This is a genomic window from Streptomyces sp. DH37, from assembly GCF_029813835.1.
Taxonomy (GTDB): domain Bacteria; phylum Actinomycetota; class Actinomycetes; order Streptomycetales; family Streptomycetaceae; genus Streptomyces.
Window position 1 is genome coordinate 1 of the sequence record NZ_JARVKV010000081.1, and the last position, 26,665, is coordinate 26,665.

23 protein-coding genes and 2 pseudogenes are annotated in these 26,665 nt (G+C 71.7%); 20 read left to right on the plus strand and 5 right to left on the minus strand.

What is annotated here, in order from left to right:
* Nucleotides 1-55 precede the first annotated feature (55 nt).
* From QC029_RS27430 to QC029_RS27460, 7 genes are all read left to right on the plus strand, one after another.
* Entirely contained in the window at nt 56-700 is a 645-nt protein-coding gene (locus tag QC029_RS27430; RefSeq protein WP_279558520.1) for an HAD family phosphatase, read from the plus strand.
* A gap of 72 nt (nt 701-772) precedes the next feature.
* The gene (locus QC029_RS27435; RefSeq protein ID WP_279558521.1) at nt 773-1,948 is read left to right on the plus strand and encodes an acetoin utilization protein AcuC; all 1,176 of its coding nucleotides are present in this window, start codon (nt 773-775) and stop codon (nt 1,946-1,948) included.
* A 111-nt stretch (nt 1,949-2,059) separates the two neighbouring features.
* Nucleotides 2,060-2,875, plus strand: coding sequence for a phosphatase (locus QC029_RS27440; RefSeq protein ID WP_279558539.1), 816 nt, complete (start codon nt 2,060-2,062; stop codon nt 2,873-2,875).
* Between the two features lie 128 nt (nt 2,876-3,003).
* Nucleotides 3,004-3,216, plus strand: a complete 213-nt coding sequence (locus QC029_RS27445) for a helix-turn-helix domain-containing protein (RefSeq protein ID WP_177214038.1) — start codon at nt 3,004-3,006, stop codon at nt 3,214-3,216.
* 128 nt (nt 3,217-3,344) lie between these two features.
* Nucleotides 3,345-3,443: an AURKAIP1/COX24 domain-containing protein gene (locus QC029_RS27450; protein ID WP_003948845.1), complete on the plus strand. Its 99-nt coding sequence runs from the start codon at nt 3,345-3,347 to the stop codon at nt 3,441-3,443.
* 214 nt (nt 3,444-3,657) lie between these two features.
* Entirely contained in the window at nt 3,658-4,689 is a 1,032-nt protein-coding gene (locus QC029_RS27455; RefSeq protein ID WP_279558522.1) for an NAD-dependent epimerase/dehydratase family protein, read from the plus strand.
* Nucleotides 4,682-5,806, plus strand: coding sequence for a lysophospholipid acyltransferase family protein (locus QC029_RS27460; protein ID WP_279558523.1), 1,125 nt, complete (start codon nt 4,682-4,684; stop codon nt 5,804-5,806). Before QC029_RS27455 ends, QC029_RS27460 begins: the two co-directional genes overlap by 8 nt.
* A gap of 65 nt (nt 5,807-5,871) precedes the next feature.
* Here the strand turns inward: QC029_RS27460 and QC029_RS27465 are convergent, their stop codons facing one another.
* The 3 genes from QC029_RS27465 to QC029_RS27475 form a co-directional block, all read right to left on the minus strand.
* Entirely contained in the window at nt 5,872-7,185 is a 1,314-nt protein-coding gene (locus QC029_RS27465; protein WP_279558524.1) for a DUF5667 domain-containing protein, read from the minus strand.
* Nucleotides 7,186-7,397: 212 nt separating this feature from the next.
* Entirely contained in the window at nt 7,398-8,180 is a 783-nt protein-coding gene (locus QC029_RS27470) for an ECF subfamily RNA polymerase sigma factor, BldN family (protein WP_279558525.1), read from the minus strand.
* 282 nt (nt 8,181-8,462) lie between these two features.
* Nucleotides 8,463-9,401, minus strand: coding sequence for an HAD family phosphatase (locus tag QC029_RS27475; RefSeq protein ID WP_279558526.1), 939 nt, complete (start codon nt 9,399-9,401; stop codon nt 8,463-8,465).
* A gap of 224 nt (nt 9,402-9,625) precedes the next feature.
* On the opposite strand from QC029_RS27475, the gene QC029_RS27480 reads away from it, so the two are divergent.
* The 6 genes from QC029_RS27480 (at nt 9,626) to hemB (ending at nt 16,001) form a co-directional block, all read left to right on the plus strand.
* Nucleotides 9,626-9,862: a glutaredoxin family protein gene (locus QC029_RS27480; RefSeq protein ID WP_279558527.1), complete on the plus strand. Its 237-nt coding sequence runs from the start codon at nt 9,626-9,628 to the stop codon at nt 9,860-9,862.
* Nucleotides 9,863-10,126: 264 nt separating this feature from the next.
* Nucleotides 10,127-10,918, plus strand: a complete 792-nt coding sequence (locus QC029_RS27485) for a redox-sensing transcriptional repressor Rex (RefSeq protein ID WP_279558528.1) — start codon at nt 10,127-10,129, stop codon at nt 10,916-10,918.
* Between the two features lie 73 nt (nt 10,919-10,991).
* A complete protein-coding gene (locus tag QC029_RS27490) occupies nt 10,992-12,326 on the plus strand; it encodes a glutamyl-tRNA reductase (protein ID WP_279558529.1) in 1,335 nt (444 codons plus the stop codon).
* The gene (hemC, locus tag QC029_RS27495) at nt 12,323-13,303 is read left to right on the plus strand and encodes a hydroxymethylbilane synthase (protein ID WP_279558530.1); all 981 of its coding nucleotides are present in this window, start codon (nt 12,323-12,325) and stop codon (nt 13,301-13,303) included. The genes QC029_RS27490 and hemC overlap by 4 nt, the downstream gene beginning before the upstream one ends.
* Complete coding sequence (locus QC029_RS27500) at nt 13,300-14,946, plus strand: bifunctional uroporphyrinogen-III C-methyltransferase/uroporphyrinogen-III synthase (RefSeq protein WP_279558531.1); 1,647 nt, start codon at nt 13,300-13,302, stop codon at nt 14,944-14,946. The genes hemC and QC029_RS27500 overlap by 4 nt, the downstream gene beginning before the upstream one ends.
* 86 nt (nt 14,947-15,032) lie before the next feature.
* On the plus strand, nt 15,033-16,001 hold the full coding sequence (gene hemB, locus QC029_RS27505; RefSeq protein WP_279558540.1) for a porphobilinogen synthase: 969 nt from the start codon (nt 15,033-15,035) through the stop codon (nt 15,999-16,001).
* A 63-nt stretch (nt 16,002-16,064) separates the two neighbouring features.
* Here the strand turns inward: hemB and QC029_RS27510 are convergent, their stop codons facing one another.
* On the minus strand, nt 16,065-17,258 hold the full coding sequence (locus tag QC029_RS27510; protein ID WP_279558532.1) for an RtcB family protein: 1,194 nt from the start codon (nt 17,256-17,258) through the stop codon (nt 16,065-16,067).
* Nucleotides 17,259-17,512: 254 nt separating this feature from the next.
* Between QC029_RS27510 and QC029_RS27515 the strand changes: the two genes are divergently transcribed.
* The 6 genes and pseudogenes from QC029_RS27515 to QC029_RS27540 all read left to right on the plus strand — a co-directional run bounded on the left by QC029_RS27515 (nt 17,513) and on the right by QC029_RS27540 (nt 24,288).
* Nucleotides 17,513-18,466 (plus strand): hypothetical protein, encoded by a 954-nt coding sequence (locus QC029_RS27515; RefSeq protein WP_279558533.1) that lies wholly within the window; start codon nt 17,513-17,515, stop codon nt 18,464-18,466.
* 197 nt (nt 18,467-18,663) lie between these two features.
* On the plus strand, nt 18,664-19,353 hold the full coding sequence (locus tag QC029_RS27520) for a DUF3558 domain-containing protein (protein WP_279558534.1): 690 nt from the start codon (nt 18,664-18,666) through the stop codon (nt 19,351-19,353).
* A gap of 148 nt (nt 19,354-19,501) precedes the next feature.
* Nucleotides 19,502-19,969, plus strand: a pseudogene (locus QC029_RS27525) (DUF2637 domain-containing protein); the annotation flags it as partial.
* Nucleotides 19,970-20,072: 103 nt separating this feature from the next.
* Nucleotides 20,073-21,215 (plus strand): tyrosine-type recombinase/integrase, encoded by a 1,143-nt coding sequence (locus tag QC029_RS27530; RefSeq protein ID WP_279558535.1) that lies wholly within the window; start codon nt 20,073-20,075, stop codon nt 21,213-21,215.
* 509 nt (nt 21,216-21,724) lie between these two features.
* The gene (locus tag QC029_RS27535) at nt 21,725-23,722 is read left to right on the plus strand and encodes a site-specific integrase (protein WP_279558536.1); all 1,998 of its coding nucleotides are present in this window, start codon (nt 21,725-21,727) and stop codon (nt 23,720-23,722) included.
* Nucleotides 23,719-24,288 carry a DUF6262 family protein gene (locus QC029_RS27540; protein ID WP_279558537.1) on the plus strand — a complete coding sequence of 190 codons (570 nt, stop codon included), beginning with the start codon at nt 23,719-23,721 and terminating at the stop codon, nt 24,286-24,288. Before QC029_RS27535 ends, QC029_RS27540 begins: the two co-directional genes overlap by 4 nt.
* Before the next feature lie 395 nt (nt 24,289-24,683).
* On the opposite strand, the gene QC029_RS27545 is transcribed toward QC029_RS27540, so the two are convergent.
* The gene (locus QC029_RS27545) at nt 24,684-25,508 is read right to left on the minus strand and encodes a DUF4231 domain-containing protein (protein ID WP_279558538.1); all 825 of its coding nucleotides are present in this window, start codon (nt 25,506-25,508) and stop codon (nt 24,684-24,686) included.
* 122 nt (nt 25,509-25,630) lie between these two features.
* Between QC029_RS27545 and QC029_RS27550 the strand changes: the two are divergent.
* A pseudogene (locus QC029_RS27550) lies at nt 25,631-26,665 on the plus strand (hypothetical protein); the annotation flags it as partial.

Genomic DNA, 26,665 nt, shown 5'->3' on the forward strand with positions numbered 1-26,665 from the left:
CGCCGGCATGCCGGCGAGGCCCTCTCCCTTTTGTGCGTCCAGGTTAGGGTGGCGCATGCGCTACGACTTGGTGATCTTCGACAACGACGGTGTCCTGGTGGACAGCGAGCCGATATCCAACCGGATTCTCGCGTCCTTCCTGACCGAGCTGGGGCACCCGACCACGTACGAGGACTCCATCCGGGACTACATGGGATCCGCCATGCACCGGATCCACGACCTGGTCCTGGAGCGCTCCGGGCAGCGGCTGCCCGACGACTTCGACGACGTCTTCCACGGCAGGGTCTTCGACGCCTTCCGGAGCGGTCTGCTGCCCGTGCCCGGTGTCGACGAGGTGCTGCGGGGGCTCGAAGCCGGAGGCGTGCCGTACTGCGTGGCCTCGTCCGGCAGCCATGAGCGGATCCGGGTGGCGCTGAGGACGACGGGGCTGTACGAGCGGTTCGGGGAGGAGCGCGTCTTCAGCTCCCAGGACGTGGGGCGGGGAAAGCCCGCGCCGGATCTCTTCCTGCACGCCGCCGAGGTGATGGGGGTGCCGGCCGGACGCTGTGCCGTCGTCGAGGACAGCCCCCTGGGCGTGCGGGCGGCCGTCGCGGCGGGAATGGACGTCTACGGCTTCACCGCCATGACGCCGGGGGAGAGGCTGTCGGGCGCGACGGCGCTGTTCTCCGCGATGGGGGAACTCCCCGCGCTCCTGGCCTGAGTTCCGGGTCCGTCGTCCGCCGCGGCGTGGGTGGCCGTGTGGTTTCACGGGCCGCCCTATACGGTGGCGGACATGAGCGGCGGCGCACAGTTGATGTGGGACGAGGCGGTCACCGGCTACGACTTCGGGCCCGGGCACCCGATGGATCCGGTACGGCTGAGGTTGACCATGAGGCTCGTCGAGGCGTTCGGGCTGCCCAGCGCCTCCGGGATGAAGGTGGTCGGCGGGACGCCGGCGGGCGACTCCACGCTCAGGCTCGTGCACCGCTCCGACTACATCGACACGGTGCGCCGCATCTCCGCCGACCCCCGCTCGGCGGACGGGTCGTACGGCATCGGCACCGAGGACGACCCCGCCTTCGCGGGGATGCACGAGGCCTCGGCGCTCATCGCGGGGCAGTCGGTCGGGGCCGCCGAGGCCGTGTGGCGCGGTGACGTGCTCCACGGCGTCAACATCGCGGGCGGGCTGCACCACGCGATGCCGGGCGGGGCGGCCGGCTTCTGCATCTACAACGACGCCTCGCTGGCCATCGCCCGGCTGCTGGAGCTGGGCGCCGAGCGGGTCGCGTACGTGGACGTGGACGTCCACCACGGGGACGGTGTCCAGGCGGCCTTCTGGGACGATCCGCGGGTGCTGACGGTGTCGCTGCACGAGCACCCCCGCATGCTCTTCCCCGGAACCGGCTGGCCGGAGGAGACCGGCGGCGAGAAGGCGGAGGGCGGCGCGGTGAACGTCGCGATCCCGCCCGGCACCTCCGACGGCGGCTGGCTGCGGGCGCTGCACGCCGTGGTGCCGGAGCTGCTGCGCTCCTTCCGGCCGCAGGTGCTGGTGACCCAGCACGGCGCGGACACGCACATCGAGGATCCGCTGGCGCATCTGGCGGTGACCGTCGACGCCCAGCGGGCCGCCGCCATGGCCTGCCACGACTGGGCCCACGAGTACGCGGAAGGGCGCTGGGTGGCGCTCGGCGGTGGCGGTTACGCGATCGTCGACGTCGTACCGCGCTCCTGGACGCACCTGGTGGCGATCGCGGCGGGCGAGCCGATCCCCCCGCAGACCGCGATCCCGGAGGACTGGCGGAGCCAGGTGTACGCGCGCACCCGGCAGGACGCTCCGCGGCGGATGACGGACGGGCGCGAACCGGTCTGGTCGGACTGGGCGGACGGGTACGACCCGGCGAGCGCCCTGGACCAGGCGGTGCTGGCCACCCGGCGCGCGGTGTACCCGGCGCACGGGCTGCTGCCGTAGCCGCGGCCGTCGCAACCGCCGTCGCAACCGCACAGCCGTCCGGAGGGTGGTCGTCCGCGGGTTTCCGCCGCGTACGGGGGCGCGGTCGGCGAGGATGCGCGGATGGCAGGGGTGTTGGGCGCCGGTGCGCTGCGCGGGCATCTGCTGGCCGCCGGTCTGGCGGGGACCATCGCGACGACCCGTGAGAAGAGCCTGGTGCGGTACCGGCTCTTCGCCGCCGGCGATCCGCGGGTGCTGATCGGGCTGGAGCCGGAGGAGGAGTGGACGGTCCCGCGGCTGGTGGCGCTGATGGCCGGCGCGTGCGGGGTGTCGGCGGATCCGGGGTACGCGTCCGGTCCGGACACGGTCGATCCGGAGCGTACGATCGCTGCGCTGGACGCCTTCGCGGAGCGGCTGGCCAGGGCGGCCCGGGACCGCTCCCCGGTGCTGCTGGGCACCGGGCACCCCCACCGGCTCCTGGGCTTCTACGTCCCCTTGGCCGGTGCGCTGTCGGCGGCGGGATGTCCCGTCCTCACCCCGGCGCAGGGTAGACGTGTCGACATAACGACCCGGTTCGGGGTACGTCCCCACCTCCTCCACTACGTACGGGGGGTCGCGCTGATCCACGAAGCGGGAGCGCGTCCTTCGCCCGGTGCGCCGGGCGCACACTCCCATTCCCCCCTCCCCGTGCGCACCGTGCTCGACGCCGCGGCGGCGGCCGGGGGACCGCTGCCGCGGCTGGTGATCGGGGACCACGGATGGGTCTGCGGAGCAGGTCAGCTGGGCATCGAGGCGATGGGGCCGGCGGACACGGACGACCCCGCGGTGTTCGTCGCGCAGGCCGAGGGGCGGGTGTGCGTGGCCGTCCCGCTGGATGACTCGGTGCCGTCGGACCGCTACCGTCCGCTTGCTCGCTATGTCCTCAATCGCTCCCGTCTGTCACCTTAGGAGACCGATAGCTACTCCTCTTCCCCACTTGCATCACCCGCCCCTAATCTGGGGAGGAGCGCGCATGCGAGCAGGAGACACCGGAGGGGAAGCCGGTGCCCGACATGTGCGGAAGGTTCAGGTGTGACATGGCTGCTGCCGAGAGGCCTCTGAACGAGGTCGTGTTCCTGACCGTGGCGGAAGTCGCCTCGGTGATGCGAGTGTCCAAGATGACCGTGTACCGCCTGGTGCACAGCGGTCATCTGCCGGCGATCCGGGTGGGCAGGTCCTTCCGGGTGCCGGAGCAGGCCGTCCATGAGTACCTCCGCGGATCGTACGTGGAGGCGGAGAAGAGCGCGTAGCCGCAGAGCGACGGGCTTGTTGCCCCCTCGTGTCACGAGCACTACCCGGCGCCGGGTAGGCTGGGCCGACGTAGGTCGTGTGGGCTCGGACGCCCCGCACCGAGTGACGAAGTGAGCGAGGGTAAGTCGTGGGCTCTGTTATCAAGAAGCGGCGCAAGCGGATGGCCAAGAAGAAGCACCGCAAGCTGCTCAAGCGCACGCGCGTTCAGCGCCGCAACAAGAAGTGAGCGGGCGCGCCGCACACTGATCACCGCCCTCCCACCGCTGTGCCGGTGGGAGGGCGGTGGCGTTCCGCCTCCGGGCGGCGGCCACCCGATACGGTGGCCGGGAACCTGCTCGGGAACCGGCGTGGGAACCGGGGAACGAGGAACACGGGGGGCCGCCGGGCCCGTGGGAGGGCCCTCCGGAGACAGGCCACCGAACGCTGAGAGGGAGCAACCGTTGGGCAAGGTCGTGCTCGTCACCGGCGTCGCCCGGCAGCTCGGCGGGCGCTTCGTACGACGGATCCTGCGCGAGCCGGACGTCGGCAGGGTCGTCGGGGTGGACGCCGTGCCGCCCGCGCACCACCTCGGCGGGGCCGAGTTCGTCCGGATCGACATCCGGCAGCCCTCCGTCGCCGGGGTGCTGGCCGAGTACGGCGTGGACACCGTCGTGCACCTGGACGTCAGCGGGATCCAACTCCTGCCCGGCACCCGGGCGTCGGTCAAGGAGACCAACGTCATCGGCACCATGCAGCTCCTCGGCGCGTGCCAGAAGGCGCCGTCCGTGCGGCGGCTGGTGGTGAAGTCCAGCACGAACGTCTACGGCTCCTCGTCCCGCGATCCGGCGGTGTTCACCGAGAGCACGGCGGCCAAGGCGCTGCCCGGCGGCGGGTTCACCAAGGACATCGTGGAGGTCGAGGAGTACGTGCGCGGGTTCGCCCGCCGGCGTCCCGACGTGGCCGTGACCGTGCTGCGCTTCGCCAACATCCTCGGCCCCGCGGCGGACACGCCGCTCGCCGAGTACTTCCGGCTGCCCGTGCTGCCGACCGTCCTCGGCTACGACCCGCGGCTGCAGTTCGTCCACGAGGACGACGTCGTCGAGGTGCTGCGGCTGGCGGCCGGGGAGCCGCGGCGCGGAACGCTCAACGCCGGGACGTTCAACATCGCGGGGGACGGGGTACTGCTGCTGTCCCAGGCCGCGCGGCGGCTGGGGCGGCCCACGCTGCCCCTGCTGCTTCCGGCCATCCGGTGGACCGGGACCGCGCTGCGCTCGATCGGGGTCACGGACTTCTCGGCCGAGCAGATCCGGCTGCTGACGCACGGCAGGGTCGTGGAGACCACGCAGATGCGCCAGGTCCTCGGCTTCGAGCCGCGGTACACCACGGCCGGGGCCTTCGCCGACTTCGCGCGCGCCAACGGCCCGGGGCCGCTGCCGCCGGAGAGACTCGCACACGCCGTCGACCGCATCGAGGAGGTCGTCCGCCATGGCTGACGCCAAGGTCATTCCCTTCGACGACGACCGGTCGCGCGGCGGCCCGGGACGGACCGCCAAGGGACGGCCCGCGGGCGGCCGGCGCCGCACGGAGGGCGCCGGCGGCCGGACCGGCCAGGAGGACCGGGGCGCCGGGCAGACGCCGCTCGCGGCCGTACCGGGACCGGAGGAGCCGGGGCGCGCCCCCGGGGCGCGGACGGAGGCCCCGGAGGCGCCCGTGGAGGAGGAGGCGCCGCCGGGGGAGGGCCGGGACGGCCGGGAGAGCCGGGAGGGCCGGGACGACTGGGACCGCAGGATCGCCGAGGGCCTGGCCTTCCTGCGGCGGCGGATCACCGGGGAGTACGAGGTCGACGAGTTCGGCTACGACGCCGACCTCACCGAGCACGTGCTGATGTCGGTGCTGCGGCCGGTGTACGAGAAGTACTTCCGGGTCGAGGTGCTCGGCATCGAGAACATCCCCTCCGAGGGCGGCGCGCTGGTGGTGGCCAACCACTCCGGGACGCTGCCGCTGGACGCGCTGATGCTCCAGGTCGCCGTGCACGACCACCACCCGGCGCAACGGGCCCTGCGGCTGCTGGCGGCCGACCTGGTCTTCATGCTGCCCGGCGTCAACGAACTGGCCCGGAAGGCCGGGCACACCCTGGCGTGCGCGGAGGACGCCCAGCGGCTGCTGGAGCGGGGCGAGATCGTCGGGGTGATGCCGGAGGGCTTCAAGGGACTCGGGAAGCCGTTCTCGGAGCGCTACAAGCTCCAGCGGTTCGGGCGCGGGGGCTTCGTCTCCACGGCGCTGCGGACGGGAGTGCCGATCGTGCCCTGCTCGATCGTCGGGGCGGAGGAGATCTACCCGATGGTGGGCAACCTCAGGACGCTGGCACGGCTGCTGGGCTTCCCGTACTTCCCGGTCACGCCCACCTTCCCCTGGCTGGGGCCGCTGGGGATGCTGCCGCTGCCGACGAAGTGGACGATCCAGTTCGGCGAGCCGGTCCCGATGGACGACTACCCGCCCGAGGCCGTCGACGATCCGATGCTGATGTTCAACCTCACCGACCAGGTGCGCGAGACGATCCAGCACACGCTCTACCGGCTGCTGGTGAGGCGGCGTTCGGTGTTCTTCTGAGCGGCGCGGCCACGGCGGCGCGCGTTCCGGGCGGCGGTGTTCCGGGGAACACCGCCGCCCGTCGGCTATGCGGAGTCGTCGTCCGCCTCGATGCCCAGGCCCGGCAGGATGTCCGGGAGGAGCGGCGGGATGGTGATGTCCGGTTCGGGGAGGCCGGAGGCGCCGCCGTCGGGGGCGGACGGTGTGCCCTCCCCGTCGGGTGAGGGCCGCAGCAGGTCCCCGGGGTCGGGGAGGAGCCCCTCCTCGGCCGCGCCGGAGGAGCCGGAGGGACTGGGCTGCCGGTCGGTGTCCCGGCGGCCGTCCGTGCCGCCCGTGCCGCTCTCGCCCGGCACGGGCGACGACGGCCGGACCGTACGGCCGTCGTCCGGGCGGTCGCCGCGGTCGGTGCCGTCGTCGTCGGCGGAGTCCGTGCTCTCCGGCTCGGGGCCGAGCAGGGACCTCAGCGGGCCGACCTCGTCGTCTATGGCGTCGAAGAGCGAACTGACCTCGTCGCCCACGTCCGTCAGCTGGACGGGAAGGCTCCGGCGCACCTCGTCCCACGCGGCGCGGTGGGACTGGGAGAAGGAGGACAGGGAGCGGATCGGGGCGATCTCCCCCTCGCGCTCGTACACCCGGCTGAGCAGCCGGTGTCCCTCGGAGACGTCGTTGCGCATGAGGGAGAGCGTCCTGCGGATGTCGCCGAGCGACTCGTGGTCCAGCCGGCCCGACCGGCCGCGCTCCAGCAGGCGACGGGCCTCGTTCAACCGTGTGGAGGCGTGGTCCAGATGGACCCTGCCGCGGTCGGCGTCGTCGTCGGCCATGCCGAGCTTGAGGTCCTCCATGCCCAGCTTGAGGCCGTAGAGGGTGTCGCCGGGGAGGGCGTCGGTGCTGGCCACGGCGGCCCCGCCGAAGGCGCCCGCGGCGACGCCGATGCTCAGACCGCCGGCCGCGAGCCCTCTGGTGAGCCTGGTCCTGGGGCGCAGCCTGCCCAGCGGGGACAGCCGGTGGGCCCCGCCGCGCCCGGTGCGGGCGGTGCGCTGCCCGGGCACCGAGGCGCCCTCGCCGCCTTCGGCGAAGGCGTTCTCCACGGCGGCGACGAGCAGTGCCCGCTGGGCGGCCTTGACGTCGGGGTCCATCGTCGGTCTCGGCAGGGACGCGAGGCCGTCGACCAGCGACAGCAGCGCCGTCCGTTCGTCCGACGGCTCGTCCGACGGCTCGTTCGGCCGTCCGGCCCCCGTCGTCCCTGCCGCCCCCGCCGTCCCGGCCGGAGGGCCGGAGGCCGCCGGTGCGGCCGGGGCAGCGCCCCCGGACCGGTCGGCCGCCGTACCCTCGGACTCGCGCTCGTCCAGGGCCTGGGCGAAGGCGGTTGCCCGCCGGCTCGGCGATACGGCTCCCATCACGGGCGGCACCTCCTCTCGTCAGCACAGTCGACTCCCTGGCCCACGGGAGGGGTGCGCGGCCGTGCGGGAGCGGAGGCTCGGGCGCCGCCACCCGGACGCGGCAGGCCGCGGGGAGTCTGCACACCGCACAACGACCGCCGGGCACCGGGGTTACGCCCTGCGGATGAGGTGATGGCCCGGCCGGCCCGCGGGCTACGGACGGGTACCGGGCGTCACCGGCTGTCCTCCGGCAGCAGCCGGGCCAGCGTCCGTACCGCCCGGTACTGGAGGGTCTTGATCGCGCCCTCGTTCTTCCCCATGATCCGCGCGGTCTCCGCGACCGACAGGCCCTGGAGGAAGCGGAGCGTCACGCACTCCTGCTGCTGCGGGTTGAGCTTGCGGACGGCCTCCAGGAGGGCGGCGTTGGAGAGGGACTCCAGGACCGAGTCCTCCGGGCTGCGCTCCACCTCGTTGGCGTCGAGCATCTCGCCGGTGGTCACTTCGAGGCGGAAACGGCTCGACTTGAAGTGGTCCGCGACCAGGTTGCGCGCGATGGTGACCAGCCAGGCGCCGAAGTCCCGGCCCTGCCAGGTGAAGGTGCCGATCCGGCGCAGGGCGCGCAGGAACGTCTCGCTGGTGAGGTCCTCGGCCGTGGCCCGGCCGCCGACGCGGTAGTAGATGTAGCGGTAGACGGTGTCGGAGTACTGGTCGTAGAGGCGCCCGAAGGCGTCGGCCTCGCCGCCCTGGGCGCGTTCGACGAGGTCCATCATGCGGTGGCTGTCGCTGTCCGCCGCCGGGCGGCGGGCGGCGCCGGAGGCGGCCGCGGCGCGGGCGCGGCGGCCCACCGCGGTGGTGCCGGCGGCTCCCTCGGCCAGGGCGTAGACGGGGCCTGCGGGGACAGGTGCGGCGAGGGCGGGGACGGCGTGCGCGGAGGGGACGAGGACGCGCAGCTGGTCGATGACCAGCGTGCGCAGCGCAGCCAGGCCCGAGGCGTCAACCCCGACGTGTGGGTACACGGGACTCCCAGAGGCAGAGCTTCCATCACGTGCAGTGCGGGACCGTCCGCCCGTCACAAGGGCGTGTGGACACCGGATTGCGTCTGAGGAGAATAACGCTTCGTACAGGCTGTGCTACACCTAGTTGCCGAAATCGCCGGTTAGGTTTGTTCTGTTATGCCTTTACGGCTGTTCGGATGGCGAACTGGATGACTGGTTCGATCAGTTCGCGTCATTTCCCGATCGGTTGGTGATTCGCTTGTGCTCGGCCGGCGGCGTCCGCCCGAGCGGGCGGCCGGTGCCTCAGCGGCGGCGGCGCTGGAGCGCCATGGCCGCCGCCGCGCCGCCCGCCACCGCGCCCACCCCGGCCGCGGCCGGGATGCCCACCTTCGCGGCCTTCCGGCCGGTCCGGTAGTCGCGCAGCCGCCAGCCCCTCTCGCGCGCGTGGGCGCGCAGCCTGCTGTCGGGGTTGATGGCGTACGGGTGGCCGACCAGCGAGAGCATCGGGATGTCGTTGGCCGAGTCGCTGTAGGCGGCGCAGCGCGAGAGGTCCAGGTCCTCCGCGGCGGCCAGCGCGCGCACCGCCTCCGCCTTCGCCGGGCCGTGCAGCGGCTCGCCGACCAGGCGCCCGGTGTAGACGCCGTCGACGGACTCGGCGACCGTGCCCAGGGCGCCGGTCAGTCCCAGCCGGCGGGCGATGATCGTGGCGGTCTCCACGGGGGCGGCGGTGACCAGCCACACCTTCTGGCCCGCGTCCAGGTGCGCCTGGGCCAGGGCGCGGGTGCCCGGCCAGATGCGGCCGGCCATGTACTCGTCGTAGATCTCCTCGCCGATCTCCGTCAGCTCCGAGACGCTGTGGCCCTTGACGATGGACAGCGCGCTGTCGCGCGCGTCCTGCATGTGCTCGGCGTTCTCCGAGCCCGCGAGCCGGAACCAGGCCTGCTGCCAGGCGAAGCGGAACAGCTCGCGCTTGTGGAAGAACTTCCGCTTGTACAGGCCGCGGCCGAAGTGGAACAGGGCCGCGCCCTGCATGATCGTGTTGTCGAGGTCGAAGAAGGCGGCGGCCCGGACGTCCCCGTGGACCGGGAACTCCGGCTCGGCCGGCTTGCCCGCCTCGCCGGGGGCGAGTCCGTCGACCTCCCGCGAGGTCTTGCGCGCCGCCTCGGCAGCGGCTTCGCCTGCGAGAACGCTGCGAGCCGTCGCCGAACGCCTGCGGGGGACGAGCCATCCAAGTGCGGCCATGCGGCGAGCATAACCAGTGTCCCGAGGGGTTCCGGTGACGAAGGGGTGTCGGCAGGGCGGGGACTGGGCCAACCGGGGAGAGCGCCCCGGCGGGACGCCCCGGGGGTCCGCGGGAGGCAGCCCGATCGGACGCGGTCGGACGCGGTCGGGTGCAGCCGGGTCCGGTCGGACGCAGTCGGGTGCGGCCGGACCCGCCGGGCGCGCACGGCGGCACAATGGCGGTCATGAAGACCGTCACTCTCATCGGCAGGCCCGGGTGTCATCTGTGCGACGACGCGCGCGCGGTGATCAGCGAGGTGTGCGCGCAGCTGGGGGCGCGCTGGGAGGAGAAGGACATCACCCAGGACGAGGAGCTGTACCGCAGGTACTGGGAGCAGATCCCGGTGGTGCTCGTGGACGGCGCGCAGCACGACTTCTGGCGCGTGGACCCGCGGCGGCTCCGCGCGGCGCTGGAGAGCTGAGCGCCCCCGGGGGGTCGACCGCGCCTCGACCGCCTCTCCGGGCGTTCCACGGCGGACGGGCGTATATGTGGTAGGGCGTGCCGGGCGGGGCCCGGGTCCGGTCCGGCGCGTGTGGCGCCGGTCACTTTGACCGGACAAAGCGGACACCGTCTTTGTGCACGCGTTCACAAAGACATAGCCTGGGCGGGACGGAGCGGCCCGGACGTGTGTCCAACAGGTGCCCAGCAGGGCCGCTCACCGTTTCGCGCAGACGGCAGGAGCACCGTGGCAACTGGCCGAACACACCGACCGGCGACCCGTAGCCGAGGGATCCCCGAGGCCACGGTCGCCCGGCTTCCGCTGTACCTGCGGGCGCTCACCGCGCTCTCCGAGCGCTCGGTGCCCACGGTCTCCTCGGAGGAGCTGGCCGCCGCCGCCGGCGTCAACTCCGCCAAGCTCCGCAAGGACTTCTCCTACCTCGGCTCGTACGGCACGCGCGGTGTGGGCTACGACGTCGAGTACCTCGTCTACCAGATCTCCCGCGAGCTGGGCCTGACGCAGGACTGGCCCGTCGTGATCGTCGGCATCGGAAACCTGGGCGCCGCGCTCGCCAACTACGGCGGCTTCGCCTCCAGGGGCTTCCGCGTCGCCGCGCTGATCGACGCGGACCCGGCGATGGCCGGGAAGCCGGTCGCGGGCATCCCGGTGCAGCACACCGACGACCTCGAGACGATCATCGAGGAGAACGGCGTGTCCATCGGCGTCATCGCCACCCCCGCCGGAGCCGCGCAGCAGGTCTGCGACCGGCTCGTGGCCGCCGGGGTGACCTCCATCCTCAACTTCGCGCCGACCGTGCTGTCCGTGCCCGACGGTGTGGACGTGCGCAAGGTCGACCTCTCCATAGAACTGCAGATCCTCGCCTTCCACGAGCAGCGCAAGGCCGGTGAGGAGGCGCTGGGCGACGGCGGCGCGGAAACCGCCCCGCCCGCGGCGCCGCCCGCCGCGGCCGTGCGCCGCCGCACCGAGGGGACCGAACCGGGGCCTGACGGGGACGTGCCCGCCGTGATGCCCGCATGAACGAACGAGCGAGCGTGGGACACGTCACGCGCGCGCCGTACGCCGTACGGACCGAGCGGAGCGGGGGACGCGCATGAGTCTGCTGGTCGTGGGGCTGAGCCACCGCAGCGCGCCCGTGAGCGTCCTGGAGCGGGCCGCGCTGGCGCCCGAGGCGCGCGGCAAGCTCCTGCAGGACGCGGTCGGCGCCGAGCCCACCTCGGAGGCCGCGGTCCTCTCCACCTGCAACCGCATCGAGCTCTACGCCGACGTCGACAAGTTCCACGCCGGCGTGGCCGAGCTGTCCGGGCTGCTGGCCCGGCACAGCGGCGTCGGCCTGGAGGAGCTGACCCCGTACCTGTACGTCCACTACGAGGACCGCGCCGTCCACCACCTGTTCTCGGTGGCCTGCGGGCTGGACTCGATGGTCGTCGGCGAGGGGCAGATCCTCGGCCAGATCAAGGACGCGCTGGCCGTGGCGCAGGACCAGCACACCGCCGGGCGGCTGCTGAACGACCTGTTCCAGCAGGCGCTGCGGGTGGGCAAGCGGGCGCACAGCGAGACCGGCATCGACCGGGCCGGGCAGTCCCTGGTCACCTTCGGCCTGGAGCAGCTCGCCGGTGGCCGCCCGGTCGCCGAGTGGGTGCGCGGCCGGCGCGCCCTGGTGATCGGCGCCGGCTCGATGTCCTCCCTGGCCGCCACGGTGCTCGCGCGCGCCGGCGCCACCGAACTGGTGATCGCCAACAGGACGCTGGAGCGCGCCCGGCGCCTGGCCGCCGGGCTCCACGGCGGCGGGCTCACCGCGCGCGCCGTGCCCGCCCAGGAGATGCTCGCCGAGCTCCCGCACGCGGACGTCGCCGTCTCCTGCACCGGCGCCACCGGCCTGGTGCTGACGGCCGACGACCTCACGGGGGCGGTCGCCGCGCGCGCCGGCTCCCGCGACGAGCCGATCGCGCTGCTCGACCTGGCCATGCCCCGCGACATCGACGCCGCCGCGCACCGCCTGGAAGGCGTACGGTTGGTGGACATCGAGTCGCTCGCCGAGGCCTCCGCCGACGCTCCCATGGCCGCGGACGTCGACAAGGTGCGCGGCATCGTCGCCGACGAGGTCGCCGCCTTCGGCGCCGCCCAGCGGGCCGCGACGATCACCCCCACGGTGGTCGCGCTGCGCGCCATGGCCGCCGACGTCGTCGCGGCCGAGATGGCTCGGCTGGACGGGCGCCTCCCCGGGCTCGACGACAAGCACCGCGCCGAGATCACCCAGACCGTCCGCCGGGTCGTCGACAAGCTGCTGCACGCGCCGACCGTGCGCGTCAAGCAGCTCGCCGGCGAACCGGGCGGCGCCGGATACGCCGACGCGCTGCGCGAGCTCTTCGACCTGGACCCGCAGACCGTCGCCGCCGTCAGCAACCCCGAACAGGAGCGGCAATGAGCACCGACGCACCCCGGCCGCTGAGGCTGGGCACCCGCCGCAGCCGACTCGCCACGGCCCAGTCCGGGCAGGTGGCCGAGCGGGTCCGGCGGCTCACCGGCAGGCCCGTCGAGCTGGTGGAGATCACCACCTTCGGCGACGTCTCGCGTGAGCACCTCGCCCGGATCGGCGGCACCGGGGTCTTCGTCTCCGCGCTGCGCGACGCGCTGCTCGGCGGCGAGATCGACTTCGCCGTTCACTCCCTCAAGGACCTCCCCACCGCCCAGCCCCCGCGGCTGGCGCTGGCCGCCGTGCCCGTCCGCGAGGACCCCCGCGACGCGCTGGTCGCCCGCGACGGCCTCACCTTCGAGCGGCTGCCCGACGGCGCGCGGGTCGGCACCGGCTCGCCGCGCCGCGCCGCGCAGCTCAACGCCTGGGCCCGGTCGCTGGGCCGGGACATCGAGACCGTGCCGATCCGGGGCAACGTCGACACCCGGATCGGGTACGTGCGCTCCGGCGAGCTGGACGCGGTCGTCCTCGCCGCCGCCGGCCTGAAGCGCATCGGCCGGATCGACGAGGCCACCGAGCTCCTCGACCCCGACGCGGTGCTGCCCGCACCCGGCCAGGGGGCGCTGGCGATCGAGTGCGCGGCCTCGCGCACGGACCTCGCAGCCCTGCTCGCCGGACTCGACGACCCGCGCACGCGGGCCGCCGTGACCGCCGAGCGAACCCTGCTCGCCGCCCTGGAAGCCGGTTGCAGCGCGCCCGTGGGCGCACTGGCCGACCTGCCGGGCGACGGGCGGGATGTCACCGAACTGCGTCTGCGGGGTGTCGTCGGGACCACCGACGGCACCACACTGGTGCAGTTGTCCACCACCGGCCACGTACCGGCGTCCGCCGGCGGGCTGCTCTCCCTGGCCCAGGCCATGGGGCGCGAGCTCGCCGACGAGATGCTCGCCAAGGGCGCGGCCGGTCTGATGGGGGAGCGAGCACATTGAGCCCCACCACCAACCACTCGTACGGCGCCCACGGGCACGTCACCTTCCTCGGTGCCGGGCCCGGGGACCCGGGACTGCTGACGCTGCGCGCCGTCGAGGCGCTGGCACAGGCCGATGTCCTGGTCGCCGATCCGCAGGTGTACGACGTCGTGCGGACGCACGTGCGGGCAGGTGTCGACACCCCGCTCCAGGCAGCAGGTGACGACACGTCAACAGCCTCCGCGGGTGCCGACGATGCCGTAAATCTTGTCATGCGGGCCGCGCGCGGCGGCAAGCGGGTCGTCCGTGCGGTCCTGGGCGACCCCGGGCTGGACGCCAACGCGGCCGACGAGATGCTCGCCTGCGCCTCCGAGGGCGTCACCTTCGAGGTCGTGCCGGGCATCGCCAACGCCGTCGGCGTCCCCGCCTACGCCGGTGTGCCGCTGCGCAACGGCCACGGCGCGGACGTGCGCTTCCTGGACGCGCGGACCGCCGACACCCGGGCGTGGAACGAGGTGGGCGCCAGCGACGCCACCCTCGTGGTCTCCACCACCCTGGAGTCGGTCGCCGCCACCGCCGCCGAGCTGGTCACGGCGGGCCGGAAGCCCGACACCCCGCTGACCGTCACCGTCGACGGCACCACCACCCGGCAGCGCACCTGGACCGCGACGCTGGGCTCCATCGCCCAGACGCTCAAGGCCGCCAAGGCGCTGCCCGCCGCCGGCGGCTCCCGGCCGGCGATAGCCGTGGTGGGCGAGCGCGGCGACGCCGCGCGGCACGACCGGCTCGCGTGGTTCGAGTCCAAGCCGCTGTTCGGCTGGCAGGTGCTCGTGCCCCGTACGAAGGAGCAGGCCGCCTCGCTGTCGGAGCAGCTGCGCTCCTACGGCGCGGTGCCCAGCGAGGTGCCGACCATCGCGGTGGAGCCCCCGCGCACCCCGCAGCAGATGGAGCGCGCGGTCAAGGGCCTGGTCACCGGCCGCTACGAGTGGATCGCCTTCACCTCGGTCAACGCGGTCAAGGCGGTGCGCGAGAAGTTCGAGGAGTACGGCCTGGACGCCCGCGCGTTCGCCGGGATCAAGGTCGCGGCCGTCGGCGAGCAGACCGCCAGGGCGCTGGTGGAGTTCGGCGTCAAGCCCGACCTGGTGCCCAGCGGCGAGCAGTCCGCGGCCGGGCTGCTGGAGGACTGGCCGCCCTACGACCCGGTCTTCGACCCGATCGACCGGGTCTTCCTGCCGCGCGCCGACATCGCCACCGAGACGCTGGTGGCGGGCCTGATAGAGCTGGGCTGGGAGGTCGACGACGTCACGGCCTACCGGACCGTGCGCGCCTCGCCGCCGCCGGCCGAGACGCGGGAGGCGATCAAGGGCGGCGGGTTCGACGCCGTGCTGTTCACCTCGTCCAGCACCGTGCGGAACCTCGTCGGGATCGCGGGCAAGCCGCACAACGTGACGGTGATCGCCTGCATCGGCCCGGCGACGGCGAAGACGGCCGAGGAGCACGGGCTGCGCGTGGACGTCATGGCGCCGGAGCCGTCGGTGCACAAGCTGGCCGAGGCGCTGGCGGAGTTCGGCGCCAAGCGCCGGGCCGCCGCGATCGAGGCCGGCGAGGCGGTGCAGCGGCCCAGCGAGAAGCGTCCGACCAGGAGGAGGGCACGGACATCGTGAAGACCGGCAGCGGTACGTACGGCGACGGCTACGGCGATGGTTACGGCGGCTACGACAGGGGGCGGGGCGGCTACGGGGACTTCCCCGTGGTGCGCCCCCGGCGGCTGCGCACCACGCCGGCCATGCGCCGGATGGTCGCCGAGCACCGGCTGCACCCGGCCGAGCTGATCCTGCCCGCCTTCCTGCGGGAGGGCATCGGCGAGCCGGTGGAGATCTCGTCGATGCCGGGCGTGTACCAGCACACCCGCGAGAGCCTGCGCAAGGCCGCGGCCGAGGCCGTGGCGGCGGGCGTGGGCGGCATCATGCTCTTCGGCGTGCCCGCGGAGGGGAAGAAGGACGCCGTCGGCTCCCAGGGCACCGATCCGGACGGCATCCTCCAGGTGGCGCTGCGCGACGTGCGCGCCGAGGTGGGGGAGGACCTGGTCGTCATGTCCGACCTGTGCCTGGACGAGTTCACCGACCACGGCCACTGCGGCGTCCTGGACGAGCGCGGCCGGGTGGACAACGACGCCACGCTGGAGCGGTACGCCGAGATGGCGTGCGTCCAGGCCGAGGCGGGCGCGCACGTGCTGGGGCCCAGCGGGATGATGGACGGCCAGGTCGCCTTCGTCCGCCGCGCCCTGGACGAGGCGGGCCACCAGGACGTGGCGCTGCTCGCCTACACGGCGAAGTACGCCTCCGCCTTCTACGGCCCCTTCCGCGAGGCGGTGGACTCCTCGCTGACGGGCGACCGCAAGGCCTACCAGCAGGACCCGGCCAACGGGCGGGAGTCGATGCGCGAGCTGGCGCTCGACCTCGCCGAGGGCGCGGACATGGTGATGGTCAAGCCGGCCCTGCCCTACCTGGACGTGCTGCGCCGGGTGGCGGACGCGGTGGACGTGCCCGTGGCGGCCTACCAGGTCTCCGGCGAGTACGCGATGGTCGAGGCCGCCGCGCGGCGCGGCTGGATCGAGCGGGACCGGGCGATCATGGAGACGCTCACGAGTGCCAAGCGCGCGGGCGCGGACATGATCCTGACCTACTGGGCGACCGAGGCGGCCCGGCGGCTCTCCTGAGCCGTGCCGGGCCCCCGGGCTCCGCTCCGAGGGGCTCCGCGGGGCTCCGAGGCCCCCGGCCCGTCAGCCCTTGACGCAGACGACCTGCCGGAGCCGCGCGACCACCTCGACCAGGTCGCGCTGCTGGTCGATGACCTTCTCGATCGGCTTGTACGCGGCGGGGATCTCGTCGACGACCCCGGAGTCCTTGCGGCACTCCACGCCCCGCGTCTGCTCCTCCAGGTCCCGGGTGGAGAACCGCTTCTTCGCCGCGTTGCGGCTCATCCGCCGCCCCGCGCCGTGGGAGGCGGAGTTGAAGGACGCGGCGTTGCCCAGGCCGCGCACGATGTACGAGCCCGTGCCCATCGAGCCGGGGATGATGCCGTACTCGCCGCTGCCCGCGCGGATGGCGCCCTTCCGCGTGACCAGCAGGTCCATGCCGTCGTAGCGCTCCTCGGCCACGTAGTTGTGGTGGCAGGAGATGACGGGTTCGAAGGCGGGCTTCGCCTTCCCGAACTCCCTGCGGACCACGTCCTTCAGCAGGCCCATCATGACCGCGCGGTTGCGCCGGGCGTACTCCTGCGCCCAGAACAGGTCGTTGCGGTACGCCGCCATCTCCGGGGTGTCGGCGGTGAAGACGGCCAGGTCGCGGTCGACCAGGTCCTGGTTGTGCGGCAGCTTCCGGGCCACGCCGATGTGGTACTCGGCCAGTTCGTTGCCGATGTTGCGGGAGCCGGAGTGGAGCATCAGCCAGACGGCGCCCGTCTCGTCCAGGCAGACCTCGACGAAGTGGTTGCCGCCGCCGAGGGTCCCCATCTGCCGCACGGCCCGCTCCCGGCGGAAGTGGACGGCCTCGGCGACGCCGTCGAAGCGGGACCAGAAGCCGTCCCAGCCGGAGGCGGGGGCGTCGTGCAGGTCGTCCGGGTCCACCGGCTCGTCGTGCATGCCGAAGCCGACCGGGATGGCCTGCTCGATGCGCGAGCGCAGCCGGGAGAGGTCGCCGGGCAGGTCGTCGGCGGTGAGGGAGGTCCGCACCGCCGACATGCCGCAGCCGATGTCCACGCCGACCGCCGCCGGGCAGACCGCGCCGTGCATGGCGATGACCGAGCCGACGGTGGCGCCCTTGCCGTAGTGGACGTCGGGCATGACCGCCAGGCCCTTGATCCAGGGCAGCGTCGCGGTGTTGCGGAGCTGGCGCATCGCGCCGTCCTCGACCGTGGACGGGTCGGTCCACATCCGGATCGGCACCCGGGCCCCGGGAACCTCGGTGTACGACATGCTCGTTCATCCCCCTGACGAAGAAGTGCGGGCGCGCTCTGCCACATGCGTGCGGAACGCGTGCGAATTGCGTGCGAACCGCGCACGTCCGCTCACGTCCGCGCACGGAAGGCGGACGTATTACTGCATATGCCTTGGTGGGAGCGGGTCCCGCGGCGCGCACGGCGGACATCGTGCGATAGACATTGTGTTCTGTTGTGGTCATACGACGGCAACGTGTTTTCGAGCGTTCGCGCGGACGAGGGAGTTGGGCAGTGCAGCGGAAGGCATACGCCACCGGCGCGGCGCTCGTGGCCGTGCTGGCCGTCGGGTCCGTCGGCTGCACCGGCGGCTCCGGCTCGGGCGCCGCCGCGGCCGACAGCAAGCCCGGCACGGTCGGCACCGCGGCCGCCACGGCCCCGCCCGGCACGTACCGCGACCTGCCCGAGCCCTGCGGCGCGGTCGAGACCGACATCCTGCGGGCGATGCTGCCGGGCGCGGAGAGCGCCTCCGCGCAGGAGGAGGGCAGGGACGGGGTCCCGGCGGCGTACGAGGGCGAGCAGACCGTCACGTACGACAACGACCGCCGGGTCGGCTGCCGCTGGAAGAGCTCCACGGGCCTGGGCAGCCGTCACCTCCTGGTGGACTTCGAGCGGGTCGTGTCGTACGACCCAGCCGTCAGCGACGACGAGCGGGCGGTGCGCCTGTACGAGGACATGGTGCTGGAGGCCGGCATCCCCGTCTCGCCGCCGTCGCGCGAGGGGTCCCGGGACGCGGAGGGCACGGCGGGGGACGGAGCTGAGGACGCAGCGGAGGGGGGCGGGGAGGCGGAGCGGGCCGGGAGCGCCGGGGGCTCCGAGGAGCCCGGAGGCTCCGCGGGGACCGGGAAGCCGCGGGAGACCGGGGAGCCGTCGGAGGGCGGCGGAGAGGGCGCGGGCGGCACCGGCGAGCCGGACGACGTCGCCACCCCGCAGTCCACGCCCGGCGCGGAACTGGCCCCGCGCCCCCTGGAGGGGATCGGGGACGCCGCGTACCTCGACGACGAACTGGTCACCGCGGACTCGGGCGTCCACCGCGACGTCACCCTGGTCTTCCGCACGGGGAACGTCATCGTCACCGTCGTGTACGAGCAGTGGGTGACGGACAAGCGCAGGCTGCCCGACAGCGCCGAACTCCAGGAGAAGGCGCGGAAGCTGGCCGACCAGCTCGACGGGGAGTTCGGCGACTGACGGCCCTTCGGCGGCTCCCCGGCAGCTCCCCGACGCCGCCCCCCGGACTGAGACGACGGACACACACGCCCGCCACGCCGCCCGGCGGGGCCCGCGGCCGTCCTAGGCTTCTGCGGTGTCGTCGCCCGAGTGGCGTACCGTCGTGCCGTCCGACAGGGCGTGCCCGGCCGCCCAGCACCTCCGGAAGCGAAGGAACCATGCACCGTAACGCCATGCGCACCGCCGTCCGTACGCTTGCCTGCGCCGCCGTGCCCATGCTGCTGGCGGCGGGATGCTCCTCCGACTCCGGCGGGGACGACTCCGCCAAGCCCTCGCCCAGCGCCTCCACCGCCAGCCCGACCCCGAGTCCGGCGCCGGTGAGGTTCACCACCCTGCCCGATCCGTGCAAGACCCTCTCCAAGGGCACGATCGGCGACGTGGTGCCCGAGGCGGAGAAGGACGGCAAGAACCTCGGGTCCAAGGACGCCGACGGCTACGGCACGTGCCTGTGGAGCGGTCTGGACGACTACCAGTACCGGGCGCTCACCGTCTCCCTCAAGCGGTTCGACTCCGACCTGACGCTCGGCAGCGGCGACGAGCGGGCCGCCGAGTACGCCGGCCAGCAGGTGGCCGCCGTCTCGCAGGACGAGGAGAACAAGAAGGTGAAGGACGTCCCGCTCGACGGGGTCGGCGACCAGGCGACGTCCATAGCCTTCGAGACGGAGAAGAAGGACGGCAAGAAGACCGAGGAGTACCGCGAGCAGCGGGTCGTCGCCGTCACCGGCAACGTCGTGGTGACCGTGGACTACGAGGGAGCCGGCTTCGAGACCGGCAGGACGCCGTCGGCCGGGGACATCCGCGAGGGCGCGGAGAAGGCGGCCAGGGAGGCCGTGAAGGCCGTCAAGTAGCGCGGCCGGGGCCCTCCGTCCCCGTCACCCGCCGCGCGTACCCTGTCTTCCCCCCGGGGGACCCGCCGTCCCCCGTCCCGTCCCTCCCGCCGTCCCGGCCGGGCGGCGGACACCCGGCCGACGATCTCGCGAGGACACAGCAGTGCACCTGACACGGACTCACCGAATACTGGTCGGCGTGGTCGTCGCCGGGGCGGTGGTGATCGCGGCGATCGGTTTCGCCGGGTCGTACGCCGCCGTCCGCGACCTCGCCGAGCAGAAGGGCTTCGGGGGCTTCGCACCGTTCTTCCCCATCGGCATCGACGCCGGGATCGTGGTGCTGCTCGCCCTGGACCTGCTGCTGACGTGGATCCGCATCCCCTTTCCGATGCTGCGGCAGACCGCCTGGCTGCTGACGGCCGCCACCATCGCCTTCAACGGCGCCGCCGCCTGGCCGGACCCGCTGGGGGTCGGGATGCACGCGGTGATCCCGGTGCTGTTCGTCGTCTCCGTCGAGGCCGCGCGGCACGCGGTCGGCCGGATCGCCGACATCACCGCCGACAAGCACATGGAGGGCGTGCGGCTCTCCCGCTGGCTGCTGGCCTTCCCCTCCACCTTCCGGCTGTGGCGCCGGATGAATATCTCCATGCCGCACTGACCTGTCAGGTACGTGCGGCACGTCTTGTCACTCGTGCGTGGCTCACGAGTATCTACAACGCGGGAGCCACGTTAGGTACGGCATGAACGCCGACGTCTTTCAGGCTGAACGGGCCCTGTCTCCCACCGGGTGCTCTCAGAGCACCCGGTGGGTCATCCTCGACCCCCAGCTCGCGATCCACCGGGAGGGGACGGATTTCCTGACGTTCCTGCACGGCGCGGACCGGTCCGTGAACACCATCAGGGTCTACGCGGGGCGCCTGGCATTGTTCCTGACCTGGTGCGCCGAGTACGCGGTCGACTGGAGGACCATCACGCTGGCCTCGATGGCGCGCTTCCGGTTCTGGCTGGAGTCCACGGCTGGCAAGCGAGGTAAGTCGCGCTCCGGGGCGACGGTCAACGCGACGATCACAGCGGTGGTGGAGTACCTGCGGTACTGCGCTCTTCACGGCGTGGTCGCGCCGGAGGTAGCGGACCGCTTGTCGCAGCCGCGCTACCTTGCGACACCGCCGCCTGGCTTCGATGCCGGTGAGCGCGGGCAGTTCCGAACCGTGCGCGCGAAGGCGATCAAGTCGCGCGAGGTTGAGAAGCCCTACGAAGCCCTGTCCGAGCAGCAGGTCACCGTGGTGGTGGCCGGGTGTCGTACGGCTCGCGACCGATTCTTGGTGGTGCTGATGCTGGCGACCGGAATCCGTATCGGGGAGGCTCTGGGGTTGCGGAGGCAGGACATGCATTTCCTGCCGGACTCCCGGGCCCTCGGCTGCAGCGTATCCGGGGCCCACATCCACGTGCGCCACCGCCGGGACAACGAGAACAAGGTCCTGGCCAAATCCCGCTATCCGCGAGTCGTGCCGGTCGACGGGCCCACGGTCGCCGAGTACGTGGCCTATCGCGCCGACCGTGACGCCGTGGTCGAGGCCGAAGCGAATGACCTGGTCTTCGTCAACCTGTATCAGCAGCCTCTGGGCAAGGCGATGACCTACCAGGCGACGAAGGGCATGTTCGAGCGGCTGTCGCGGCAGTGCGGATTCGTCGTACGCCCGCACATGTTGCGGCACACCGCCGCAACCGCCTGGGTTCGAGCCGGTGTGCCGATCGACGTTGTGCAGCAGCTGATGGGGCACGTGTCGGCCGCGTCCACTGCGATCTACCTTCACGCGAATGAGCGTGAGAAGCGGGAGGCCGTGGAGCGGGTGGCAGCGCGGCGGGAGGTGGCCGCGCGATGAAGCCCGTGCTCGCTGCGCCCCTGCACTCGCGCTCTGAGCCTGCGGCGTCAGCAGAAGGGTGGTTGGCGTGGCTGCGCCAGCAAGTACGGCCCGACTGGCGTCCGGGCGAGTGGGACCACGAGCGGATGTTCTTCGACGGTGATCTAGACAACGACGCCACCAGTGCCTCGCGCTGCAAGGTTGTCGCCTGCCGGACGCCTTGTCCTGGCCGTGTCGGCCGGTGTTCTCCCTGCAGTGTTGCTGCACGGGAGAGCGATCTGTCGGACGAGGAGTTCGACTCGACCCATCAGCCAGCCCGGAAACGACGCGTACGCGGGACGTCCGATCGTGAGACATGCCTGGTCGCTGACTCCTCGGGGCGTTGCGCACGGGAGGCGGTGAGTCATGGGCTCTGCCCGACCCACGCCACCGCCTTCAACGAGCGCAGGAGACGGACTCCTGGGCTGCGCGTTGCTGACTGGCAGCGCTCGGCCAGACCCCAACCCCTGCCCCGCCAAGGAGACTGCCTCGTGGGCGGGTGCGACCGTGAGCAACAGCAACTCCGGCTGTGCGCGTCACACCACGGAAAGTGGCGCCGTGAGCTCAGCCGCGGCAACCGCACCCCCGACCAGCTTCTGGCGTGGGCAGCCGTTACCGGCCCATTCCTCCAGGTCCATCAGTTCTGGTGCGGTGGGCTTCACCCTGTCGTCGCCCACGAGCTGCTTCTCGGTCTGCAGGAGCGCGATCGAGAAGGGCTGAGCATCAGTCCGCTCGCGGTGCGGCTCGCCATCGCGGCCATCGCCGACGTGGACAGCTTGTGCGGCCTGGACCTGTCGTCGCTGCGGTTCGGCAGAGAGAAGGGCAGCAGCCCGGCGCGCGCCTTGCTGGGCCAGATCCAGCGCATGGTCGAGCGCGCTCGGCGGCAGCACGAGGGCGCCGATCCGATGGCGGGCGACGTGTGGGACGCGGCGGCCGTAGGGCTGTGGGCTGCGACCCATCGTCGCTATGACGCAGTGAAGGGCGACATCGACTTCCGCGTCGTCCGGCAGGCGTGGTTGCGCGCAATTCTCATGGAGTGGGCACGCTCTGTTCGGCCGACCATCCAGGACCTGCGCACCGCCCTCCTGGCGTTCTCCGCTGCATCCGACGGGCTGGCCCAGCGAGCCGGAGGCGACACCCCTACGCACCTGGGTGCCGCGGACATGTCGGCAGCTGTCGATGCGATCAAGAAATCCCGGAAGAAGGACGGGAAATCCCGTGCGGCAGCTACACAGGACAAGCTGGTCAGAACCTGGTTCGCGGTACTGGAGTTCGCGCGTGCGAGCGGGTTGATGGACGATGTGCCCGGTGCCTTCAGCCGAGCCCGCCACCACCGCGTGGCCCCTGTCGAAATCAATGAGGAACACGCGGGCAGAGCCCTTCCTGACACCGTGATCCGCCAACTGGATGCCCAACTGCACCTCGTGAACGTCACCCACCGCGGCTGGCCCAAAGAGCTTTCGCAGCTGTTCCACCAGACCATCTACGCCGTCCTGCGCGATACCGGACGCCGTCTGGGCGAGGTCGCCAGCCTCAAAGTCGGCTGCGTCGAGCAGGAAGACGGTAACTATCAGCTGGTCTACGACAACCACAAAGCCAGACGGAACGGCCGCCGCCTGCCCATCCCACAGAGCACGGCCGAGCTGATCACCCTCTGGGAACAGCGCCGCGCCGAACTCCCGCTGACCGAACGAGCAGGAACATGGCTCTTTCCCAGCGCCCTGCACGGCTCCGGCCGCGGCAACGGGCACATCCGAGCCGACAGCCTCTCGGCGGCACTGCGCACCTGGGTAAACGCGCTCCCCCGCATCGACAGCGACGTCCCCGGGCCGGACGGACAGCTCCTACCCTTCGACCGTTCCCAGATCACCGCCCATGCGTTCCGCCACACCTATGCCCAGAGGCATGCTGACGCCGGCGTTCCAGTCGATGTCTTGCGCGACCTCATGGATCACGCCTCGGTCAATACGACGATGGGCTACTACCAGGTCACTTTGAAGCGTAAGCGGGAGGCAATCCGCACACTCGCGCCCCTGGCAGTGGACCGCACTGGCCGGACGGCACCTCTCCCGCAGACCAAGTACGAAATCTCCTCGGTCGCCGTACCGTTCGGCAACTGCACTGAGCCCTCCAACGTCAAGGCGGGCGGTGGATCCTGCCCCATCCGTTTCCAGTGCTCTGGCTGCACCTTCTACCGGCCCGACCCGTCCTACCTTCCCGCCATCGAGGATCACGTACGCAGCCTGAAGTCCGACCATGAGACCGCTGACGCCATCGGGGCAGCCGACTTCGTACTGGCAAATCTCGGGGCTCAGATCGACAGCTTCCGGGAGGTGGCCACCACCATGCGCGACCAACTCGCTGCGCTTCCACAGAACGAACGGGAGCAGATCGAGGAAGCGAGCAAGATTCTCCGCAAGTCGCGGGCGACTGAGGCTCACAGACTGCTACCGCTCACGGTGGTCAAGAAACGCGAGGAACCTCAGTGAACAGCTACGACAGCCGCACTGCCGCTCTCAAAGCGGCACGTGAACGCGACAGCCAGGACAAGCGCCGACGCGTGCTGGAGGTGCTGGAATCTCTACAACGCTCAGGAACCCGGATCACTTTCGCCAGAGTGGCCAAGGAGGCTGGTGTTTCCAACTGGCTCGCGTACTCGCCGGGGCTACGCGAACCCATCGAGGCCGCCCGCCGCCACCAAGAAGAACACGGTATCGAGGCATGCGTCGACGCCGTTCCACCGCAGAGTCGCGTCAGCAACGCCAGCCTTAAGACCGACCTCGCGCTCGCACAGCAGCAGATCAAGGAGCTCCGCGAGGAACGTGACCGGCTTCGTGAACGGCTACGCCTCCAACTCGGAGCAGAGCTGGATCGCACCGGCAGCAGCGCGCTCACGGCTCGCGTAGACGAGCTTTCCCGAGAGAACACGGCACTCATCAGAGAGATCCAACAGACACAGGCCGATAACCGCGCGCTTCGCGCCACGATCGAAAATCTAGAGGATGACCTGACCGCAGCCCGTCAGAGCCTGCGCAAGATGATGCGCAGCACGTGAGAACAGCTCAATTTGCCACCGCAGAGAACCGGCATGACGGTGACACCCGTATCATGCCGGTGCTGAGCACCCCATCCAAAGGAGGGACGGAGCATGGCTGCAAGGAAGAGTCCGGTGCGCCTCGTCCACTTCATCCTGGCCCCGCGCATGGCCCGACGGATGCGTCTGTGGATGCTGGACAACCCGGGCCTCACTTACCAGACAGCTCTGCAGTGGGACGCAGTCTGGTTGTTCGAGCGCGCCAGGTTGCGCCAGAGCTACGGACGATGGCTGTGGCGTTGGAAAGCGACCTCACCAGAACGAACGGCCTTGCGTGCCGACCTATTCAGTCCAGCCTTCCTTGCTCGGATCCGGTCCGCTCAGGAGCCAGCGGACGGTAACTGAAAAGTCCATCGTCAGGCCGACCGCTCTTCTCCCGCGGAACTCTGCTGCTCAAGCTGCAACTCGCGTTTGCGCTGCTCTTCCTTCAGTCGCTCCACGAACCGTGCGAACTTCCTCAGCCTCTCCGCCTCGGAGAGTGGATGCGCCGCATCCGGTCCCGCGTACTCGTCGAGCATGAACTGCGAAGCGTTGTAGTGCTTCTCGATGTCGTCAGCGGTCGACTGCAGGTTGTAGCCACGCTCGCGGAACTTGAAGTAGCCGGTGATGCCCGCTGATACACCTACCAGCGCGCTCAATGCCGAAGTCACGATTCCCAGAACCTCATTGGCTCCCGGATTCATCGCCACAAGCGTCGATGTCACGATCGATCCAGTGATGATCAGAACCTGGAAGCAGTTATGTACCCGACGGTTCTTGGAAGCGCCATGTCGGTACTGCTCGATCAGGTCTAGAGATGCCTCCCGATAGATCCTCAACCCGGATGGTGAGTCAAGAGGCAACTTTGCGGCAGCCGTCTGCCGCTCCGACAAGGCGACCCGAACCGCCGCATTCTTCGCAACGAGCTCCCGTCGCGTCTTCAACCACAAGCGGCCCATCAGAGTCGCCAGGCCGAGCAAGATCACGAGACCGACATATCGCGTGATGACCGGCTGGTCTCGCCACAGTCCCACGACGACCGTGTATCCGAAGAGCGCAGCAAGGGCGAGAGCACCCAATTCACCCAGAATGTAGAGCCTCTGCCACGTCTTCGCTGCTCTGAGCTCAGAGACGCGTTCATCGTGAGTCTTCGTCGACTCCCGATACTGTCTCTGCAGTTCGCGCTCCTCGTCCTCCGACATCTGCCCCGGCAGCGAAGGCCCCCCGTCCATACCTGCAGTCACGTGTATCCCCCCAGAGTCATCTCGTCAGACAGCGGGATTCTACTTCCGCATCGACGTAACTCACGTATCAGAAGCGGTACATGATGTTGACCAGGGAGATCTTCGGAAGCATAGAGATAAGGATGAAGCTGTGGGAGCTGCGCTCCTACGACCAGGTCATCCGCATGGAGCAGGACCGGCTCGTCTACGAGGCGCGGCTGCGGGCCCGCTACGGGCGCGGCTGGAAGCGGCGGGCGCCGGTGGAGTCGCTGATGCCGCTGCGGCTGGCGCGGTACGGGGTGCCGCTGTCGGAGACCGCCCCGGCCGGGCTGGCCGCGGCCGGCATCGAACCGCAGGTCCTCCCCGCCGCGGGCGGGACGGCCGCGCCGGCCGAGGCGCTTCCCGCGGGGGCGCCCGCGGGGCAGGCGCCCGCGCCCGGACCGGAGGGAGCCCCGGCCGCGGAACCGGCCGGAGCGGAACCGGCCGCGGGCGGGGCGGGCCCGGAGCGGCACGAACTGCTGCCGCCGTCCTGGCGGACCGCCGAGGAGAAGGGGGCCGCGGTGAGGGAGGCCGCGTACGGATCGGCGCCTTCCGCGCGGGAGGCGGTCGCCTACGTGCAAGCCGCACCGGCGGGGGGAACCGCCCTGGCGGAGGAGGCCGTGCCGCAGACGGCGTCCCGGAACCGGCCCGCCCCCGAAGGGGCCCCCGGCGCCGGGCTCACGATCCCGAGGGACCCGGCCAACCCGGACGGGCGTCACCGCCCGCTGGGCGGGGCGCCGCCGAACGGCCGCCCCGCCCCCGTGCCGGCGCAGCGCGCGACCCGGCAGGAACCGGAGGCGGAAGTGGCCGACGAGCCCGTCGGCATACCGGACGGGATGCCCCGCGAGGACGCCTACTACCGGGCCTACCACCGGTACATCGTGGAGAAGGGCGACTTCCCCAACCCCCAGCAACTCGCCCTGACGCTCCTGGACGACGGCATCAGGGACGCCGGCGGAGGACCCCTCAGCGAGTCCTACCTCCGCCCGTACGTGCACGAGTTCAAGGACCGGTACCGGACGGGCGTGGCGGGCTGTCGGCCCGCCAAGCCCCCCCCCGCGCGGGCGCCCGCTCCGCGCCCCGCAGCGTGCGGACCC

Coding starts and splice junctions, on each gene's coding strand:
- QC029_RS27430 (WP_279558520.1), top strand. CDS start 56: ATGCGCTACGACTTGGTGATCTTCGACAACGACGGTGTCCTGGTGGAC.
- QC029_RS27435 (WP_279558521.1), top strand. CDS start 773: ATGAGCGGCGGCGCACAGTTGATGTGGGACGAGGCGGTCACCGGCTAC.
- QC029_RS27445 (WP_177214038.1), top strand. CDS start 3,004: ATGGCTGCTGCCGAGAGGCCTCTGAACGAGGTCGTGTTCCTGACCGTG.
- QC029_RS27460 (WP_279558523.1), top strand. CDS start 4,682: ATGGCTGACGCCAAGGTCATTCCCTTCGACGACGACCGGTCGCGCGGC.
- QC029_RS27475 (WP_279558526.1), bottom strand. CDS start 9,401: ATGGCCGCACTTGGATGGCTCGTCCCCCGCAGGCGTTCGGCGACGGCT.
- QC029_RS27480 (WP_279558527.1), top strand. CDS start 9,626: ATGAAGACCGTCACTCTCATCGGCAGGCCCGGGTGTCATCTGTGCGAC.
- QC029_RS27490 (WP_279558529.1), top strand. CDS start 10,992: ATGAGTCTGCTGGTCGTGGGGCTGAGCCACCGCAGCGCGCCCGTGAGC.
- hemC (WP_279558530.1), top strand. CDS start 12,323: ATGAGCACCGACGCACCCCGGCCGCTGAGGCTGGGCACCCGCCGCAGC.
- QC029_RS27510 (WP_279558532.1), bottom strand. CDS start 17,258: ATGTCGTACACCGAGGTTCCCGGGGCCCGGGTGCCGATCCGGATGTGG.
- QC029_RS27520 (WP_279558534.1), top strand. CDS start 18,664: ATGCACCGTAACGCCATGCGCACCGCCGTCCGTACGCTTGCCTGCGCC.
- QC029_RS27530 (WP_279558535.1), top strand. CDS start 20,073: ATGAACGCCGACGTCTTTCAGGCTGAACGGGCCCTGTCTCCCACCGGG.
- QC029_RS27545 (WP_279558538.1), bottom strand. CDS start 25,508: ATGTCGGAGGACGAGGAGCGCGAACTGCAGAGACAGTATCGGGAGTCG.